Source organism: Staphylococcus croceilyticus, from assembly GCF_002902575.1.
GTDB lineage: Bacteria > Bacillota > Bacilli > Staphylococcales > Staphylococcaceae > Staphylococcus > Staphylococcus croceilyticus.
Window position 1 is genome coordinate 1 of sequence record NZ_PPRD01000012.1, and the last position, 18,044, is coordinate 18,044.

The 18,044-nt window shown below is 32.9% G+C and carries 15 protein-coding genes; 14 read left to right on the plus strand and 1 reads right to left on the minus strand.

Annotated elements, in window-relative coordinates; all coding sequences use genetic code 11:
• Positions 1-157: 157 nt before the first annotated feature.
• The 4 genes from CD128_RS02710 to tagD all read left to right on the plus strand — a co-directional run bounded on the left by CD128_RS02710 (position 158) and on the right by tagD (position 3,758).
• Positions 158-970 carry an ABC transporter permease gene (locus CD128_RS02710; RefSeq protein ID WP_103328589.1) on the plus strand — a complete coding sequence of 271 codons (813 nt, stop codon included), beginning with the start codon at positions 158-160 and terminating at the stop codon, positions 968-970.
• A 100-nt stretch (positions 971-1,070) separates the two neighbouring features.
• On the plus strand, positions 1,071-2,159 hold the full coding sequence (gene tarB, locus CD128_RS02715) for a teichoic acid glycerol-phosphate primase TarB (protein WP_103328547.1): 1,089 nt from the start codon (positions 1,071-1,073) through the stop codon (positions 2,157-2,159).
• Positions 2,156-3,220, plus strand: a complete 1,065-nt coding sequence (locus CD128_RS02720; protein ID WP_103328548.1) for a glycosyltransferase family 2 protein — start codon at positions 2,156-2,158, stop codon at positions 3,218-3,220. Before tarB ends, CD128_RS02720 begins: the two co-directional genes overlap by 4 nt.
• A gap of 139 nt (positions 3,221-3,359) precedes the next feature.
• A complete protein-coding gene (gene tagD / locus CD128_RS02725) occupies positions 3,360-3,758 on the plus strand; it encodes a glycerol-3-phosphate cytidylyltransferase (RefSeq protein ID WP_103298519.1) in 399 nt (132 codons plus the stop codon).
• Positions 3,759-3,829: 71 nt separating this feature from the next.
• Here the strand turns inward: tagD and pbp4 are convergent, their stop codons facing one another.
• On the minus strand, positions 3,830-5,122 hold the full coding sequence (gene pbp4, locus CD128_RS02730) for a penicillin-binding protein PBP4 (RefSeq protein WP_103328549.1): 1,293 nt from the start codon (positions 5,120-5,122) through the stop codon (positions 3,830-3,832).
• Positions 5,123-5,277: 155 nt separating this feature from the next.
• On the opposite strand from pbp4, the gene CD128_RS02735 reads away from it, so the two are divergent.
• From CD128_RS02735 to CD128_RS02780, 10 genes are all read left to right on the plus strand, one after another.
• On the plus strand, positions 5,278-7,005 hold the full coding sequence (locus tag CD128_RS02735) for an ABC transporter ATP-binding protein (RefSeq protein WP_103328550.1): 1,728 nt from the start codon (positions 5,278-5,280) through the stop codon (positions 7,003-7,005).
• A gap of 348 nt (positions 7,006-7,353) precedes the next feature.
• Complete coding sequence (locus tag CD128_RS02740) at positions 7,354-9,525, plus strand: bifunctional glycosyltransferase/CDP-glycerol:glycerophosphate glycerophosphotransferase (RefSeq protein ID WP_103328551.1); 2,172 nt, start codon at positions 7,354-7,356, stop codon at positions 9,523-9,525.
• A gap of 268 nt (positions 9,526-9,793) precedes the next feature.
• Positions 9,794-11,023 (plus strand): NupC/NupG family nucleoside CNT transporter, encoded by a 1,230-nt coding sequence (locus CD128_RS02745; protein WP_103328552.1) that lies wholly within the window; start codon positions 9,794-9,796, stop codon positions 11,021-11,023.
• A 548-nt stretch (positions 11,024-11,571) separates the two neighbouring features.
• The gene (locus CD128_RS02750) at positions 11,572-12,405 is read left to right on the plus strand and encodes a YitT family protein (RefSeq protein WP_103328553.1); all 834 of its coding nucleotides are present in this window, start codon (positions 11,572-11,574) and stop codon (positions 12,403-12,405) included.
• 210 nt (positions 12,406-12,615) lie between these two features.
• The gene (locus CD128_RS02755) at positions 12,616-13,413 is read left to right on the plus strand and encodes an ABC transporter ATP-binding protein (protein ID WP_103328554.1); all 798 of its coding nucleotides are present in this window, start codon (positions 12,616-12,618) and stop codon (positions 13,411-13,413) included.
• Between the two features lie 32 nt (positions 13,414-13,445).
• Positions 13,446-14,450: a FecCD family ABC transporter permease gene (locus CD128_RS02760; RefSeq protein ID WP_103328555.1), complete on the plus strand. Its 1,005-nt coding sequence runs from the start codon at positions 13,446-13,448 to the stop codon at positions 14,448-14,450.
• A complete protein-coding gene (locus tag CD128_RS02765; RefSeq protein WP_103328556.1) occupies positions 14,447-15,463 on the plus strand; it encodes a FecCD family ABC transporter permease in 1,017 nt (338 codons plus the stop codon). Before CD128_RS02760 ends, CD128_RS02765 begins: the two co-directional genes overlap by 4 nt.
• Before the next feature lie 217 nt (positions 15,464-15,680).
• Entirely contained in the window at positions 15,681-16,061 is a 381-nt protein-coding gene (dhaM, locus tag CD128_RS02770) for a dihydroxyacetone kinase phosphoryl donor subunit DhaM (RefSeq protein WP_103328557.1), read from the plus strand.
• Positions 16,062-16,191: 130 nt separating this feature from the next.
• Positions 16,192-16,692 carry a hypothetical protein gene (locus tag CD128_RS02775; RefSeq protein ID WP_103328558.1) on the plus strand — a complete coding sequence of 167 codons (501 nt, stop codon included), beginning with the start codon at positions 16,192-16,194 and terminating at the stop codon, positions 16,690-16,692.
• A gap of 284 nt (positions 16,693-16,976) precedes the next feature.
• Complete coding sequence (locus CD128_RS02780; RefSeq protein WP_103328559.1) at positions 16,977-18,044, plus strand: YkvI family membrane protein; 1,068 nt, start codon at positions 16,977-16,979, stop codon at positions 18,042-18,044.

The following is an 18,044-nucleotide window of genomic DNA, read 5'->3' on the forward strand; positions in this document are numbered from 1 at the left end:
TAAGAGACAGACAGTATATAAAATAATATACCTCTATACTTTAATTATATTAAACTTTTCGAGAAATGTTATATATAATGAATGTAAGTATTCAAATGATAAGTTAAAGAATTTAAATGCCATCGTGGATATTTAAATGAAAGTGTGGTTTATTTCAATGTCGGCAGTAGGCTCTGTTTTTAAAGAACATATAAAAAATTTCTATTTAGTACAACGACTCGCGCAATTCCAAATCAAAATTACAAATACTAATAACTACTTAGGCGTAGCGTGGGAATTACTTAACCCGGCCTTACAAATTATGGTTTATTGGTTTGTATTTGGTATGGGAATTAGAAGTAATGCGCCGATTCATGGCGTGCCATTTATTCTATGGTTATTAGTAGGTATCAGTATGTGGTTCTTCGTCAATCAAGGTATTCTTGAAGGTACGAAATCTGTATCTATGAAATTTAATCAAGTGGCGAAGATGAATTTCCCATTATCCATTATTCCTACTTACATTGTGACAAGTAAGTTTTATGGTCATATTGGCTTATTGGCTATCATTATCGCTATTTGTATGGGTAACGGTATTTTCCCATCTATACACATTGTGCAATTACTCATCTATGTACCACTCACATTTTTCTTTACTGCGTCAGTTGCATTATTCACTTCAACATTGGGCATCATCGTGCGTGATACTCAAATGATTATGCAAGCACTGTTGAGAATTTTGTTTTACATGTCACCAATCTTATGGATTCCTAAAGATACAGGCATTAGCAGTGTGATTAATGATATTATGAAATTTAATCCTGTATATTTCTTAGCACAATCTTATCGTGCAGCGATTTTATTCCATGAATGGTACTTTATTGAACATTGGAGATTATTCCTTTATAACGTAGTAGTTATCTTGATTTTCTTCGTTTTAGGTTCAATCCTACATCGCAGATATCGAGATCACTTTGCAGATTTCTTATAAATGTAAACTAAGGCTGAGACATTTTATATTTGTCCCAGCCTGTTTTATATATATAGAACGTTTTATTATTTTATTTTTTGAAAAGGTGGGAGATAGACGTATGCGATTAATTATAAAAAACATTTATATGATAATGATTGCGATATTGAACTTAATTTTTAAGAGCAAAAAAGTAAAAAACAACTATATTGTAGTGATGATGACATTCTCACAAGATGTGTTACCAATTATTCAGCAACTGAACAATAGAGGATATCAACTTACAGTGATAGCGAATGAAAAAGAGCAAGAGCGATTAAAAGAATTTAAACATGTTTCTTTTATACCTGCTGGAAATAAACATATTATCAAGCATATTAAAGCGTTAAGTAGTGCCAAAGTTATCGTTATTGATACTTACTATTTAATGTTAGGCGGCTATGCTAAGAAAAAGGGTCAATCTATTATTCAAACTTGGCATGCTTCAGGAGCTTTAAAGAATTTCGGATTAACGGATCATCAAGTAGATTTAAATAATGAAAAAATGGTTAAACAATATCAACGTGTTTATCGAGCTACGGACTATTATCTTGTCGGTGGAGAAGAAATGGTGACATGTTTTAAAGAAGCTTTCGAAGCTACAAATAATCAAATGTTACGTTTTGGATTACCACGATTAATGAATTATTTAAATTTCAACCTTAAGACTGAACAAGCACGTTTAAAAGAACATTATAATATTACTAATAAATTGGCGATATATGTTCCTACTTATCGTGAAGATGCGAATGATAATCGTCAATTAGATAAAGCTAAATTTGAAAGTCAGTTGCCAAATTATACATTAATTAATCAGTTGCATCCCTCAATTTCTGGGCATCATTCAGAAATATCTACTTCTGAATTAATGGTAATGGCAGATGTAATTATTAGTGATTATAGTTCTCTACCTATTGAAGCTAGCTTGTTAAATAAACCTGTCTTATTCTATGTGTACGATGAAGATAAATATGAGAAAGTACGCGGTTTAAATCAATATTATAGACAAATTCCTCAACACTATAAAGTTGTTAGTGAGGAGGAATTAATTTTCAAAATAAAAAATAATGAAGATATATTACAGCCGTTATTTAAAGATTGGCATCGCTATAATACTTCTAAAAGTTTACAACAAATTATAGAATTTATTGAAAAGTTGGTGAAAGAATGAAAATAGCTGTGATTATTCCGGTATTTAATGCAGAACATACAATTCGAAAAGCTGTAAAATCAATTGATACAAAGCATGAAGTTGAAATTATTTGTGTCAACGATGGCTCTACGGATCAAACGAAACGAGTGTTAATGGAGTTACAAAGAGAAGTTAAAAATATGATGGTCTACAATCAAGAAAATGCTGGGGCAGCTAAGAGCAGAAATTTCGGTTTAGCCTCAATGTCGGATGATGTTGAAGCGTTTATGTTCTTAGATGCGGATGATCAATTCTTGCCAGGAAGACTAGACAAAATGATTGCTTACTATGAGAAAAATAAAGAGGTCGATATTGTCATTGGGCAAATCGGTCGTGGTGTAAACGGAGATTGGAAAGTTGTGCCTACGCATAAAGAGATTAATCGTGAGGGCGTGGTTACACTTGCAGAAGCACCTGAAATATTACAATCTATTGGTCCAGGCGGGAAATTATTTAACTCTAAATTTAACGCATTAAAATTTGATGAAGATGTGGTATTTTGTGAAGAACATACATTTATTACGCGTGCTTATTTGACTGCGCGAGATATTCAGTTAATACCGCTTCTCGTATACGGATATAATGAGCGAGAAGGGTCAGTAACCGATAAGCGTGCGGATACCTTTTTATCTTATATAGACGATGCACGTAAAGTGCGCCATCGTGTAATGGAAATGTTGTTATTAACTAATGAAAAAGTATATTACAGTTATCGTATGGATGACTTGATTGTAAGTTATTTAATTCAAGCTTATCTTTTGAAAAATAGTGAAGTGACAACAGCATTTATTGAACAAGTAACACGTTATATCAAAGAAATGCAGCATACAGAATATTCAGGAGATGCGTTATTTAGAATCGTTCAAGCGGTCGAACAAGGCGCAACAAAATGGACGCATGAAACGTATGAGGTTTGGAGACAAACGCTAGTTAACGTAGGAATAGGGCGTCCGGGGTTCTTAAGATTTAAAGCGCAAGTCTTACCTAAGAAAGTAGCATTTAACAGTAAACAGTCGTTAAAACGTATGCTTAAACGATAGATTTCTTAGAGGGAAGATTTAAATGGTTATGCAATTGCTTAGCATGTCTGCTTTTATAAAAGATGGTATGTAAAAATTATTTATGCTAAATTAAGATTATGAAAATTCATTAAAGATTTAGTAAAGGAGATAGCAAAAAATGAGAAGAGTCATTACTTATGGTACTTATGATTTATTACATTATGGCCATATAGAGTTATTAAGAAGAGCTCGCGAAATGGGCGATTACTTAATCGTTGCGTTATCAACAGATGAGTTCAATCAAATTAAGAACAAAAAATCTTACTATGACTTTGAACAACGTAAAATGATGTTAGAATCTATTCGTTATGTAGATTTAGTTATTCCAGAAAGTGACTGGGGTCAAAAAGAGATTGATGTTGACCGTTACGACGTTGACGTTTTTGTTATGGGTCACGATTGGGAAGGCGAATTTGACTTCCTAAAAGACAAATGTGAAGTTGTGTACTTAAAACGTACTGAAGGTATTTCAACAACTAAAATTAAACAAGAACTATACGGTAAAGACGCAAAATAATATAACGAATAAAGACGAAATCCACATTCTCTCTAATTTTAAGGGAATGTGGATTTCGTCGTTTTTATTAATTATTTTTGTTTGAAAATATGATGTACAATTGAATAAATTACTAACATAAAGGCTATGGCAAGCAAACCTAATCCTGTAAAAGTTAAGATAGGATGTGCTTTCCATGTGCTTTGAGCGATTGAGTCTGCGTGATGAATAGCTGAACGCGTTACTTTTACACTAGGTGGTCCATCACTGTTAGTTAAAAATTGACGAGGATAGTCTATATGAACACGACCATCTTCAATAACATATTTGTAATCCTCTTTTTTCATGTTATTTGGAATTATATCGTATAAATCTTTAGATACGTAATATTTTTTGCCATTAATTTTATGTGTGCCTTTTGATAATACTTTCTTATATTCATATTGATCAAATGAACGATTCATTAATGCATTACCAATCATGTTACGTTGCATTTCGCCACCTAAATGTTTGAAATCACCAGCACCCATAATCACTTGATTAATACGTAATTTATCTCGTTTTGTCGTGATAGTATGGTTATAATCTGCAACATCACTTGAACCTGTTTTTAATCCATCTGTGCCAGGTAAACTCATCTTCGCTCCATCTAAAGAGTGGTTGAAAGTATAATAAGTTACATCGTGTACTGTAGGATCAAGTTGTTTGGTGAAGTCTAAAATCTTAGGTGTATCCTTAATCACGTGTTGATCTAAGATAGCCATATCTTTTGCAGAGGAAACGTTATTTTGTTGGTTTTTATATTTTGAAGGTGCAAAGTCACGTAAACGTTTATTCATAGCACCAGTAGGATTTACAAAGTGCGTGTCATCCATACCAATTTCTTTGGCTTTCTTATTCATTAGGTCAGTAAAGTTATTAACACTACCAGACACTTCTTCACCAAGAATCAAAGCAGCTGCATTACTAGAATTGGACACAGCAATTTGAAGAAGTTCTGCAATTGTATAGGTTTCACCAGGATATAATTTAGTATTACTTAATTCCGGTAAAGTTGACATTTGATAATGCCTTTGCGTAATATGTACTTTGTCATTTAAAGAAAGGTCGTCATGCTTCACAGCTTCTAATGTGAGATACATCGTCATTAACTTAGACATTGAAGCAGGATACCATTTTTTATCGGCATTATATTGATATAATATTTGTCCTGATTGGCTGACGTTGATAGCGCCTTTCGGTTGATAGGCATCTGAAACATCGGGATAACCATATTGACGGGTAATTTCTGTAGGTGTAGATTCTTTATCCGCGGCTTTAGTTATAGGTGCTATAATGAGAGCCGTAGAGAAGATGAGTAAAATTAGGGGGATTATTCGTTTCATTTTATTTATCTTCCTTTATACAAAAATTGTCAATGAAAGTATTCTATCATAATAAAAACTTGCGGAAAATATAATTTTTACACTTCAAAGTTTTGAAAAATATTTATAAGTTTTAAGTATTAAATTAAAAAATGAATATAAAAGAGGGCTAATTTATGAAAGGACAAAATCCATTATTTTTCTTATTTAAACGTTTGTCGTGGCCATATGGGTTAATCATTGCAGCCATCATCATTTCTTCGTTAGGAAGTATTAGTGGTTTGCTTATCCCATTATTTACTGGTCGTTTAGTTGATAAATTTTCAACAAGCAGTATTAATTGGAATATCGTCATTCTATTCGCAGGTATTTTTATCGCTAACGCCTTACTTAGTGGTATCGGTATTTATTTATTAAGTAAAATTGGCGAAAAAATGATTTACGATATTCGCTCAATATTATGGGAACATATTATTAAATTGAAAATGCCATTTTTTGATAAAAATGAAAGTGGTCAATTAATGAGTCGTTTAACGGACGACACAAAAGTGATTAATGAATTTATTTCACAAAAATTACCACAATTATTGCCTGCAATCATTACATTGGTAGGCTCTATCATTATGTTATTTATTATGGACTGGCAGATGACATTATTAACGTTTATTGCAATTCCATTATTCATGGCAGTAATGATTCCATTAGGCCGCAAAATGCAAAAAATCTCTATAAACACCCAATCAGAAATTGCTAATTTCAGTGGATTACTAGGTCGCGTGTTAACAGAAATGCGTTTAGTTAAAGTCTCTAATACAGAACGTCAAGAGTTAGACAATGCACATAGTAACTTACGTGAAATCTACAATCTTGGATTAAGACAAGCTAAGATTACTGCTGTTATTCAGCCTATTTCAAGTCTCATTATGTTATTAATGATTGCGGTTATACTAGGTTTTGGCGCTATTCGAATTGCTACAGGCGCTATCACTGCAGGGGCCTTAATTGCTATGATTTTTTATGTGATGCAATTATCTATGCCGTTAATGAACCTTACAACGCTTGTTACAGATTATAAAAAAGCTGTAGGTGCAAGTAACCGTATTTATGAAATTATGCAAGAACCAGTAGAACCAATGATTGATTTAGAACCAGTTAGTCATGTAAATATCACTGCTGGAGAAATAGAATTTGCAGATGTAAATTTCAAATATGATATTAAAGATATATTGAAAAATGTCTCTTTCCATATTCCTCAAGGAGAAGTAAGTGCTTTTGTTGGCCCTTCAGGTTCAGGTAAGAGTACGATTTTCAACCTAATTGAACGTATGTATGAAATTGAATCAGGGGATATCAAATATGGTAATCAAAGTATTTACGATATTCCTATGGCAAATTGGCGTAATCAAATTGGATATGTAATGCAATCCAATTCAATGATGAGTGGTACGATTCGCGATAATATATTATACGGTATTAACCGTGAAGTGTCTGACGAAGAATTGATTAAATATGCTAAATTAGCAAATTGTCATGATTTTATTATGCAATTTGATGATGGATATGACACATTAGTCGGTGAACGTGGTCTGAAACTATCAGGTGGTCAAAGACAACGTATTGATATTGCTCGTAGTTTTGTTAAAAATCCAGATATTCTACTACTTGATGAGGCAACAGCAAACCTAGATAGTGAAAGTGAACAAAAAATACAAGAAGCGTTAGAAGTCTTAATGGAAGGGCGTACAACTATTGTAATTGCGCACCGACTTTCTACTATTAAAAAAGCAGGACAAATTATCTTCCTTGATCAAGGACAAGTGACAGGACAAGGTACACATGCAGAATTGATGAATCATCATGAAAAATATCATCAATTTGTCACTACTCAGAATTTAACAGAATAAGATAATCAAGCAGGTTGAAGGATGTAATCATTCGTCGACCTGTTTTATTTTACAATTAAGTGGATATTGTAAGGAATAAAACTTTTAAAAGAAATAGAGAATCATTAGGATTGAACTGTGAGAGCCCTTTAGCTAATGAATAAACGATAGAGAAAATGGTATACTTGTTAGTAACGACGGGGTCATAGCGCTTATTAAGCTATGGAATGGAAATAGCTAGAAATATACGCTTTAAAGATGTAAAATGAATTAAAAAATTTGGCGTAACACACGCTTGGAAAAATTAAGAAATAATTATTAAAATCTAAAATCTACCTATCATAAATAGATTAATTGGAGAGAAATGTTTTGAATAAATTAACGATTATTATTACATATTATAATGATGAAGATTACATTGCTGAATGTATTGATAGTTTAAAAAGTCAAAGAAATCAAGATTTCAACCTTGTGATTGTGGACGATGGTTCAACAGATCAATCAACAGAAATTTTGCAACAAGCCTTACAATCTTACGATAAAGCGGTTTATTTCATCCAACTACCTGAGAATACAGGCCATGCACACGCGCGAAATGTAGCACTTAAAGAAGCGGATGGACAATATGTGATGTTTCTTGATGCAGATGATCAGTTAGCTTCGTATGCAATTGATTATTATTTCCGTCATCTTAATGGTTTGGATACTTTAATTGCGCCAATTCATAAATTTGCAATGCAACGCCCACAATACGTAGACCAAGATAAAGTACGACTTCAATATTTATCACATAAAAAGAATCCTAACTCAATTTTGAGAAAAGAATCTGTATGTAACATTTTATTTAGAAATGCTATTATTAAAGCACATAACATTCAATTTAATGAGGATTTAAATATCTTTACGGATACTTCTTTCGCTTTAGAATACTTAAACTATGCGGAAAGCTTTGTAAGAATATTAAACTTCCCGTTTTATTTCCGTGGAGAAGTATATGATCCATTTGATGGTAATACATTAAGCGGACAAGATTTTGTTCATAAATTTGATGATTATGTAGATAGTTTCTTTGACGCTATGCAAAGAACGAAGGATAAAAAGGTGAAAAACTTCTTAATTCAAAGAATGAAAAATGAAATTAAAAAAGGTTTTGATCCTTCATTAAGAGATATTAAAGCAAGATACCTTACGTTAGAAAGTTCTTTAGTCAAAGTAGTAAAAGCTTTAAAATGGAACATCATCAAAGATGGGAAATTATTATATAATCTAGAAGTTTTATTCTTATCAATGGATGACGTGGAAAACGCAAAATATGTAAATGATCTTCGCAAACGTTCACGTTTACTTAAGAACATTGTGACGAATAGTAAAATGAAAGAACGTTCAAGATACCAATTAACTGACAGTGAAGAAGCTGTTAATCCACATACAATTGTCTTTGAATCATTTGGTGGTAAAAATTATAGCGATAGTCCTAAATATATTTATGAATATATGCAAGACCATTACCCACACTTAAATTATATTTGGGTATTTAATCGACCAGATAATAATAATGTCCCGGGAAATGCTACTAAAGTTAAAAAAGGTTCAAAAGAATATTACGAAGCATATGCTAAAGCAAAATATTGGGTATCAAATGCAAGATTACCACTATATTTAAATAAAAAAGAAAATCAAATGTATATTCAAACTTGGCATGGTACGCCACTTAAACGTCTTGCTAACGATATGAAAGTCGTGAGAATGCCAGGTACAACAACTGCCTCATATAAGGAAAATTTCTATGCGGAGGCATCTAGATGGGATCATCTTGTCTCACCGAACCGCTATTCATCAGATATATTTAAAACTGCTTTTTGGATGGACGAAGATAGAATTTGGGAAATCGGGTACCCTCGTAATGACATCTTAGTAACACGCCAAAATGATACTGAATACCAAGAACAAATCAAACGTAATTTAAACTTACCTAAAGATAAAAAAGTAATTATGTACGCACCAACTTGGCGTGATGATGAATTTGTGAAAAAAGGTCAATACTTATTTGATTTGAAGATTAACCTTGCAAATCTTCAAAAAGAAATTGGTGACGAATACGTTATCTTGTTAAGAATGCATTATCTAATTGCTAATGCTTTAGATTTACATGGTTTTGAAGATTTTGCTATCGATGTTTCAAACTATAATGATATTTCTGAATTATATCTTATCTCTGATGCATTGATTACCGATTATTCTTCAGTAATGTTTGATTTCGGTATCTTAAAACGCCCACAATTCTTCTTTGCTTATGATATTGAAAAGTATGACAAAGGATTACGTGGTTTCTATATGGATTATATGAATGATCTTCCGGGTGAAATTATTACGGATGAATTCAAACTAGCTAAAGAATTAAAACAATTAGATCAACACAAAGTAAAATATAAAGACAAAATTGAAAAATTCTATAACGATTTCTGTTCATTAGAAAAAGGTAAATCATCTCAATTTATTGCAGATTATATTTATAATGATATAGAGAAAAATGAAAAATAGAGATTTATGACACGAGGCGCTAAAAATGTGATTTAAAATAAAATGCATTTTTAGCGCTTTTTAACGTCCACTAAAAAAGGGGAAAGTTCCATAATTATACAAATGGAATTCTTTAAAATGATATTTTATCGAATATTCTCTCATGGTATAATGTTAAATATATTATTTACGGAACTTTAATGCTTTAAATTGGGGAAAAGTACGGTTCTGTTATACTGAGTAATTTTTACATATTGAGTTGAAAAATTAAAGTCTAGGTAGGTGCTTCATGTTTTTAATCATTAATATCATTGGGTTACTTGTATTTTTGGGAATTGCAGTTTTATTTTCAAGAGATCGCAAAAATATCCAATGGAAATCAATTTTAATTCTTGTTATTTTAAACCTTTTCCTTGCCTGGTTCTTCGTGTATTTTCAAATTGGTAGATCCATCGTTGAAGGCTTAGCTGCAGCAATCGCTTGGGTGATTCAATCAGCACATACTGGAACTGGCTTTGCATTTAGTAGTTTTACAAGTGGTAAACAAATGGATATGGCTATTAGCGCCTTATTCCCAATCTTGCTTGTTGTTCCACTATTTGATGTATTAATGTATTTCAATATTTTACCGAAGATTATCGGTGGTATTGGCTGGGTATTAGCTAAAATTACACGTCAGCCTAAGTTTGAGTCATTCTTCGGAATTGAAATGATGTTCTTAGGAAATACTGAGGCTTTAGCGGTCTCAAATGAACAATTAAAACGCATGAAAGAAACACGTGTTTTAACGTTAGCTATGATGTCAATGAGTTCTATTTCAGGTGCGATTGTTGGTGCTTATGTACAAATGATTCCTGGTGAACTTGTATTAACAGCGATTCCGCTAAACATTATTAATGCTATTATCGTGTCTTCTATCTTGAATCCAGTAACAGTGGAAGAACGTGAAGATGTCATTTATACCATTAATAACGGAGAAACTGAACGTCAACCATTCTTCTCATTCTTAGGAGATTCTGTATTAAACGCAGGTAAATTAGTGTTAATTATTATCGCATTCGTTATCAGTTTCGTAGCTTTAGCCGATTTATTAGATCGCTTTATCAATTTAATCACTGGTTTAGTTGGCGGTTGGATTGGCGTGAAAGGTAGCTTCGGATTAAACCAAATCTTAGGTCTCTTCATGTATCCATTCGCGTTATTACTTGGATTACCTTGGGGAGAAGCATGGATTGTGGCTCAACAAATGGCTAAGAAGATTGTCACAAATGAGTTTGTTGTAATGGGTGAGATTACTAAAGTAGTTAAATCTTATAGTCCACATAGACAAGCGGTTATTTCAACATTCTTAGTATCATTTGCTAACTTCTCAACAATCGGTATGATTGTTGGTACGCTTAAAGGAATCGTGGATAAGAAGTCTTCGGATTTCGTATCTAAATATGTGCCAATGATGCTGTTATCAGGTATCCTTGTATCATTATTAACAGCAGCTTTTGTAGGTTTATTCGCGTGGTAAACCGCTAGAACTCAATATTTCTTCAAAAGAGCAAGTTTGAAATGATGCTTATCTTACATAATTTCAGATTTGCTCTTTTTCTTTAAAAATGAAGAACAAAAATCAAACAAACGATAAAAACCAAGTATGTAGAGTGAGGAGACACTCTATATACTTGGTTTTTATGGGAAATGAATATTAATGTACTTGTAACGGTAAGGACTAGGTACTGTCACAGTACTTCGAGCAAAATTTGTTTTGTTACTATAAACAACACAAAGGAGATAACTTCTCTTATTAAGAAGTTATACACATTATAGCAGAAACCTTTTTGTAAGTAAACGAAAAATTCAGAAAATTTTTATTTGTTCATAAATTATTCTCATATTTAGATTATATTCAAACCTGAGTAAATCTATAGGGCTATTCGATAATATAAAATAAATTATTATAGTTTAAATTATTTAATTTTTATTTATTTATCATTTTTTAGAATAGTATATTGTAGCTTTATCAAAGAGTGTGCTAACATTTTTAATGATAATACAATAAAAAAGGGGTTGGTATGTGTGAATAAAAACATTAAAGATTTACTCCTTGTGATACTAGGCTCTTTCATATTCTCAGCTGGAGTTAATTCATTCATTATTTCAGGTAATTTAGGAGAGGGAGGCGTAACAGGGATTGCCATTGTATTGTATTACGCTTTTCATATTTCTCCATCTATAACTAACTTTGTAGCTAATGCGGTACTTATTATTATCGGCTATAAATTTTTGAATAAAAAAAGTACAATTTTGACTATTATTGCTACTGTACTTATTTCCGTATTTTTAGATTTAACAGATTCTTGGCATGTAGAAACGGGAAATGTCATTATTAATGCAGTGTTTGGTGGGATCAGTGTAGGTTTAGGTATTGGTGTTATCGTCCTAGCTGGTGGTACTACTGCTGGTACAACTATTCTCGCTCGTATTGCTAACAAATATTTAGAAGTAAGTACAGCATACGCACTATTATTCTTTGATTTATTAGTAGTATTAATATCATTAACAGTACTTCCATTGCATAAGGCACTCGTAACAGTCATCTCATTATACATTGGCACAAAAGTAATGGAATATGTTATTGAAGGTCTTAATACGAAAAAGGCTATGACAATTATTTCTAATAAACCGGAAGAAGTGGCTAAAGCAATAGATGAACAAGTAGGGCGCGGTCTTACAATTATAGATGGTCACGGCTATTATAGTAGAGAAGAAAAAGATATTTTATATGTAGTAGTAGCTAAAACACAAGTTTCACGAGCAAAACGTATTATTAGAGAATTAGATGAAAATGCATTCCTTGTAGTACACGATGTCCGTGATGTATATGGAAATGGCTTCCTAGCAGATGAATAAGCACGATTACTATAGAGATTAAATCATAATTCATGATTTAATCTCTTTTCTTTTTTGAAATGGTCATTACACTGTGAAAATGTTATAATATTGCCATTGACTATGATAATTATTATCAATTAAGGCTCGATATATACGAATTAACATATACGAAGAAAATATTATTTAACAGCGTAGTAATAGATTTATTTTCAAGAAAGTAGGGAAATTATGAATCGTTTAAAAGCACAAGAAGTTGAGATTGGGTACGGAGATCATACGATTATTAATAATTTAGACGTTGAAATTCCAGATGGTAAAGTGACTTCTATTATTGGACCAAACGGTTGTGGGAAATCAACTTTATTAAAAGCGTTATCACGTTTGTTACCTATTAAAAATGGTGAAATTCAATTAGATGGGGAGAATATCCATACGCAATCAACGAAAGAAATTGCTAAAAAGATTGCTATATTACCTCAAACTCCTGAAGTCGCAGATGGTTTAACAGTAGGAGAGCTTGTATCTTATGGACGCTTTCCACATCAAAAAGGTTTCGGACGTTTATCTGCTGAAGATAAAAAAGAAATTGATTGGGCATTAAGCGTCACAGGCACGTCTGAATTCCGTTATCGTTCTATTAATGACTTGAGTGGTGGACAACGTCAACGTGTATGGATTGCAATGGCATTAGCTCAAAAAACAGACATCATTTTCTTAGATGAACCAACAACTTATTTAGATATTTCACACCAATTAGAAATCTTAGAATTAGTACAACAACTTAATAGAGAACAAGGTTGTACGATTGTCATGGTATTACATGATATTAACCAAGCTATTCGTTTTTCAGACCACTTAATTGCGATGAAAAATGGCGAAATCTTAGCCAGTGGTTCGACAGAAGAAGTGTTAACGAAAGATATTTTAGAACGTGTATTTAATATTGATGTAGTTTTAAGTGAAGACCCAAGAACAGGTAAACCTCTACTTGTAACTTATGACTTATTTGAACGTACTTATTCATAATGTGAACGAAAATAAAGAAAAGAGAAATAACTATGACAATGAAAGATAATAAAGGGACATTTGGTTTTATAGGCTATATGATTCTAGTTTTTGCCTTATTAATCATAGCCTTATTGATTTCAATTTTAATAGGGGAAGCTAAAGTCAATATTTCAACTATTATAGAGGCGATTTTTCATTACAATCCAAAGAATCAACAACATAACATTATCATTGAAATACGAATTCCTCGCGATTTAGGCGCTATGCTTGTAGGCATGGCACTTTCAGTAGCGGGCGCAGTCATTCAAGGTGTAACAAAAAACGGCTTAGCCGATCCGAGTTTAATTGGATTAAACTCGGGTGCCTCATTCACATTAGCGCTCACATTTGCATTTTTCCCTCAAGCACCATTTCTGATGATTATGTTTGCTTGTTTTATAGGTGCAATGTTAGGCGGTTTCATCGTATTAACGATTGGTCGTTCAAGAAGAGATGGCTTTAATCCAATGAGAATTATTTTAGCTGGGGCAGCAGTTAGCGCCTTACTTACTGCACTCAGCCAAGGTATAGCCCTTGTATTTAAATTAAATCAATCCCTTACGTATTGGACGGCAGGTGGTGTTTCAGGTACAACTTGGCCACAATTATTATGGAGCGGTCCAATCATTATCATCGCTATTGTCATTATTATTGCGATGAGTAAGCAATTGACGATTTTAAATTTAGGCGAATCACTAGCGAAAGGGTTAGGACAAAACATTACTTTAGTGCGAGGTATTAGCTTATTATTAACAATGGTTTTAGCCGGTGTAGCTGTATCTATGGTCGGTCAAATTGCCTTTGTGGGTTTAATGGTTCCTCATATCGTGAGATTTTTAGTGGGGACTGATTATGCAAAAGTCTTACCTTTAACAGCATTGTCAGGCGCTTTATTAATGCTAGTTGCCGACACTGTAGCGCGAATGATGGGCGATGCTCCAGTAGGTGCTATCATTTCATTCATTGGTGTGCCTTACTTCTTATACTTAGTTAAAAGAGGAGGTCGCACAATATGATACATCCTAAACTAAGACGTAAACAAATCATTACGCTCATTACCTTTGCTATCTTATTGTTTGCTGCATGCACATGGAGCATTTCTTCTGGAGAGTATAAAATTCCAGTAGGACGTTTCTTTAAGACATTAATTGGCCAAGGCGAATACTATGATCAACTTATCTTAATGCAATTTAGATTTCCACGTATGCTGATTACAATTTTAGCAGGAGCGGCGTTAAGCTTAAGTGGTGCCATCATTCAAAGTGTAACTAAGAATCCAATTGCTGAACCAGGAATTTTAGGGATTAACTCTGGTGGTGGATTTGCCATTGCATTATTTTTAACAATTGGACAAATTCATCCAGATAATTTTATATACATCTTACCTATTATCAGTGTCATTGGTGGTATAGCTACAGCAGTTATCATTTTCTTGTTCAGTGTCAATAAGAAAGACGGTATTACCCCTGCTAGTATGGTATTAATAGGTGTGGGAATGAACACTGCTTTATATGGCGGTTCCATTACATTAATGTCGAAATTTGATGAGGATCAATCAGAATTTATTGCTACATGGTTTGCAGGAAATATTTGGGGCGATGATTGGCCATTTGTGATTGCTACCATTCCATGGTTAGTTATTCTCATTCCATATTTAATTTATAAATCTAATGTATTGAATTTGATAAATACGCACGAACATATCGCAAAAGGTTTAGGCGTTCGATTAGAAAGAGAACGCGTTATCCTGTTCTTCGTTGCCGTAATATTGTCTTCAGTCGCTGTTGCTGTTGCAGGTTCCATCGCTTTTATTGGCTTAATGGGCCCACATATTGCTAAATCCGTTGTCGGCCCCCGTCATCAATTATTTTTACCTATCGCTATACTAGTTGGAGCGTTCTTATTAGTCTTCGCAGATACGCTTGGTAAAGTAATTCTTGAGCCAACCGGCGTTCCAGCAGGAATCATAGTAGCAATTATCGGCGCACCATATTTCATTTATTTAATGTATAAATCTAAACATATTTAACTTATCGCATCGCAAGGAATACTTTCTTATTTAAGAAGACGTTCCTTGCTTCTTTTATTTTTTGAAAATGCAGGACCAAACACGTTTGACAGTAAATAGAAAATTAAATTGTTAAGTACACTTGTTTCACGCATTCCAAAAATGATAGCGTATACAAAAAGGGTGCATTATAATGTAGGCAAAAGATACAGTAAAAGAAAGCTGGAGGTAAATAATAATGGCGACCATCGTAATTGTGAGTCATAGTGAAGACATCGCAAATGGGACTAAAGCCTTACTGAATAACATGGCAAAAGGTGTTAAAATAATTGCATATGGTGGCGTAGAACATGGCCTAGGCACGTCGTTAGATGAAGTTCAAAAGATACTGAATAACTTAGATGATGATGCCTTATGTTTTTATGATTTAGGTTCAGCAGAAATGAACATTGATTTAGCAATTGAAACATACAAAGGTCCTTTTAAAATAAAAAAAGTCAATGCGCCAATTGTAGAAGGTAGTTTTGTAGCAGCTGTTAAATTATCTGTAGGCGGAAGTGTAAATGAAGCAATTGAAGAGATTGAGAAAGCCTCGTTTAAGTCAACTGCTTTTAAATAGAAATGAGTTGTATTTCAAAAACTATTAGAGTAAAAAATAAATGTTAATTTATTCATTTATAAAATAGAAAATAGAATGAATTATGGTAAAATAATAGTATTGTGAAAGACAAGAATAGGAGGGCAATACCATGCAAGAGCGCATCACGAATTATGTACTGAATGGTGAATTTGAACAAGTTAGACAACTTATGTCCCAAGCTGACTTCTTAGATTTTGAAGAAGCTTATATCTCTTGTGCCCATGAACATGAAAGTATGATGTTTTATACATGTATCTTAGATATGATTAAATTTGAAGAAAGCGCTGAATTGCATGATTTAGCATTCCTATTATTAGTTTATCCATTAAGTGAAGTGGAAGGCGCGCTTGACTCAGCGTATTATCACGCACAATCTTCTATTCAATTAACAAATGGTCAAGAAGTTAAAAGCTTACTACAAATGTTGTTATTACATGCCATTCCTGAACCTGTTATTTCAGATTCCGAAGCATTTAAAGTAGCTAAACAAATTTTAAAATTAGATCCAAAAAACCATGTTGCCAGAAACGCGTTAAAAGAAACAGCAAAACGTATGGACAACGTGGTAGTCGATATTAACGAGTTGCAACAATATGGTCGCTCGAAATAAATTTTAACGAAACCGGTATGAGGAGTAAGTGCTTCTTTAATACTGGTTTTTTTATTGATATATATCTTTCTTGAAACAACATCTTGCCTCCATTGCTAGTTACTCATTTATGAAAATATCTTCAAATATTTACATTTTTACGAAATTATTTAATTTGTCCTAATCGTTATCAGAATAGGTATGATAGCCCGAAACGTTGTCATTTAACGAATATACACTGTTGCATATTCTTATCAATACGTTATAATTCACACGTGTCAAATTTAAGGAGGTTATTATATCGCATGGGATTAAATAAAGAAGCTATAAAAATTGGTTTCGCTTATGTGGGCATTGTGGTCGGTGCTGGATTCTCAACTGGCCAAGAAGTTATGCAATTCTTTACACCATATGGCCTATGGTCATATATTGGCGTATTACTTTCAGGTTTAATTCTTGGTTTCATTGGTCGTCAAGTTGCGAAAATTGGTACCGCTTTTGAAGCCACAAACCATGAATCAACATTACAATATTTATTTGGGGAAAAGTTCAGTAAGATTTTCGACTATATTCTAGTCTTCTTCTTATTTGGTATCGCTGTTACGATGATTGCTGGTGCAGGATCAACCTTCCAAGAAAGTTTCGGAATTCCGACTTGGCTAGGCGCTCTGATTATGACAGTTATCATTTATTTAACATTATTACTCGACTTTAATAAGATTGTAAGCGCACTTGGTATTGTTACACCATTCTTAATTATTATGGTAATTCTTATTGCCGTTTATTATTTATTTGCAGGTAGTATTTCAATCAGTGAAGTCAACCAAACAGTAGATAAAACAAGTGTTTTCTGGGGGATTGTAAGAGGCTTAATGTATGGCGGTTTAGCCTTTGCAGTAGGCTTTAGTACCATCGTTGCTATCGGTGGCGATGCTTCAAAACGTAAAGTATCAGGCGCTGGTGCAATGTTTGGTGGCGTTATTTATACTATTCTATTAGCATTAATCAATTTCGCCTTACAAGCAGAATATCCTCATATTAAAAATGTTGAAATTCCAACATTAACATTAGCTAATGATATTAACCCTTGGATTGGACTTGTGCTTACTATTATTATGCTAGCAGTAATGTACAATACTATCTTAGGTTTATGTTATTCATTCGCTGCTCGTTTTACAGAGCCTTACAGCAAAAAATATCATATCTTTATTATCATAATGATGATTGCTGCGTTTATCTTAAGTTTCGTTGGATTCGCAGATTTAATTAATTTCTTATATAACATTATGGGTGTCGTTGGTCTATTCATCGTTGTAGCCGTATTAATTAAATACTACCTACGTAAGAAAGACGATAAAGATCATATTGCATAA

What these genes read in the sequence shown, in the direction of transcription:
- CD128_RS02755 (WP_103328554.1), top strand. Translation starts at nt 12,616, where the DNA reads ATGAATCGTTTAAAAGCACAAGAAGTTGAGATTGGGTACGGAGATCAT.
- pbp4 (WP_103328549.1), bottom strand. Translation starts at nt 5,122, where the DNA reads ATGAAACGAATAATCCCCCTAATTTTACTCATCTTCTCTACGGCTCTC.
- CD128_RS02780 (WP_103328559.1), top strand. Translation starts at nt 16,977, where the DNA reads ATGGGATTAAATAAAGAAGCTATAAAAATTGGTTTCGCTTATGTGGGC.
- CD128_RS02710 (WP_103328589.1), top strand. Translation starts at nt 158, where the DNA reads ATGTCGGCAGTAGGCTCTGTTTTTAAAGAACATATAAAAAATTTCTAT.
- tarB (WP_103328547.1), top strand. Translation starts at nt 1,071, where the DNA reads ATGCGATTAATTATAAAAAACATTTATATGATAATGATTGCGATATTG.
- CD128_RS02760 (WP_103328555.1), top strand. Translation starts at nt 13,446, where the DNA reads ATGACAATGAAAGATAATAAAGGGACATTTGGTTTTATAGGCTATATG.
- tagD (WP_103298519.1), top strand. Translation starts at nt 3,360, where the DNA reads ATGAGAAGAGTCATTACTTATGGTACTTATGATTTATTACATTATGGC.
- CD128_RS02765 (WP_103328556.1), top strand. Translation starts at nt 14,447, where the DNA reads ATGATACATCCTAAACTAAGACGTAAACAAATCATTACGCTCATTACC.
- CD128_RS02775 (WP_103328558.1), top strand. Translation starts at nt 16,192, where the DNA reads ATGCAAGAGCGCATCACGAATTATGTACTGAATGGTGAATTTGAACAA.
- dhaM (WP_103328557.1), top strand. Translation starts at nt 15,681, where the DNA reads ATGGCGACCATCGTAATTGTGAGTCATAGTGAAGACATCGCAAATGGG.
- CD128_RS02720 (WP_103328548.1), top strand. Translation starts at nt 2,156, where the DNA reads ATGAAAATAGCTGTGATTATTCCGGTATTTAATGCAGAACATACAATT.
- CD128_RS02735 (WP_103328550.1), top strand. Translation starts at nt 5,278, where the DNA reads ATGAAAGGACAAAATCCATTATTTTTCTTATTTAAACGTTTGTCGTGG.
- CD128_RS02745 (WP_103328552.1), top strand. Translation starts at nt 9,794, where the DNA reads ATGTTTTTAATCATTAATATCATTGGGTTACTTGTATTTTTGGGAATT.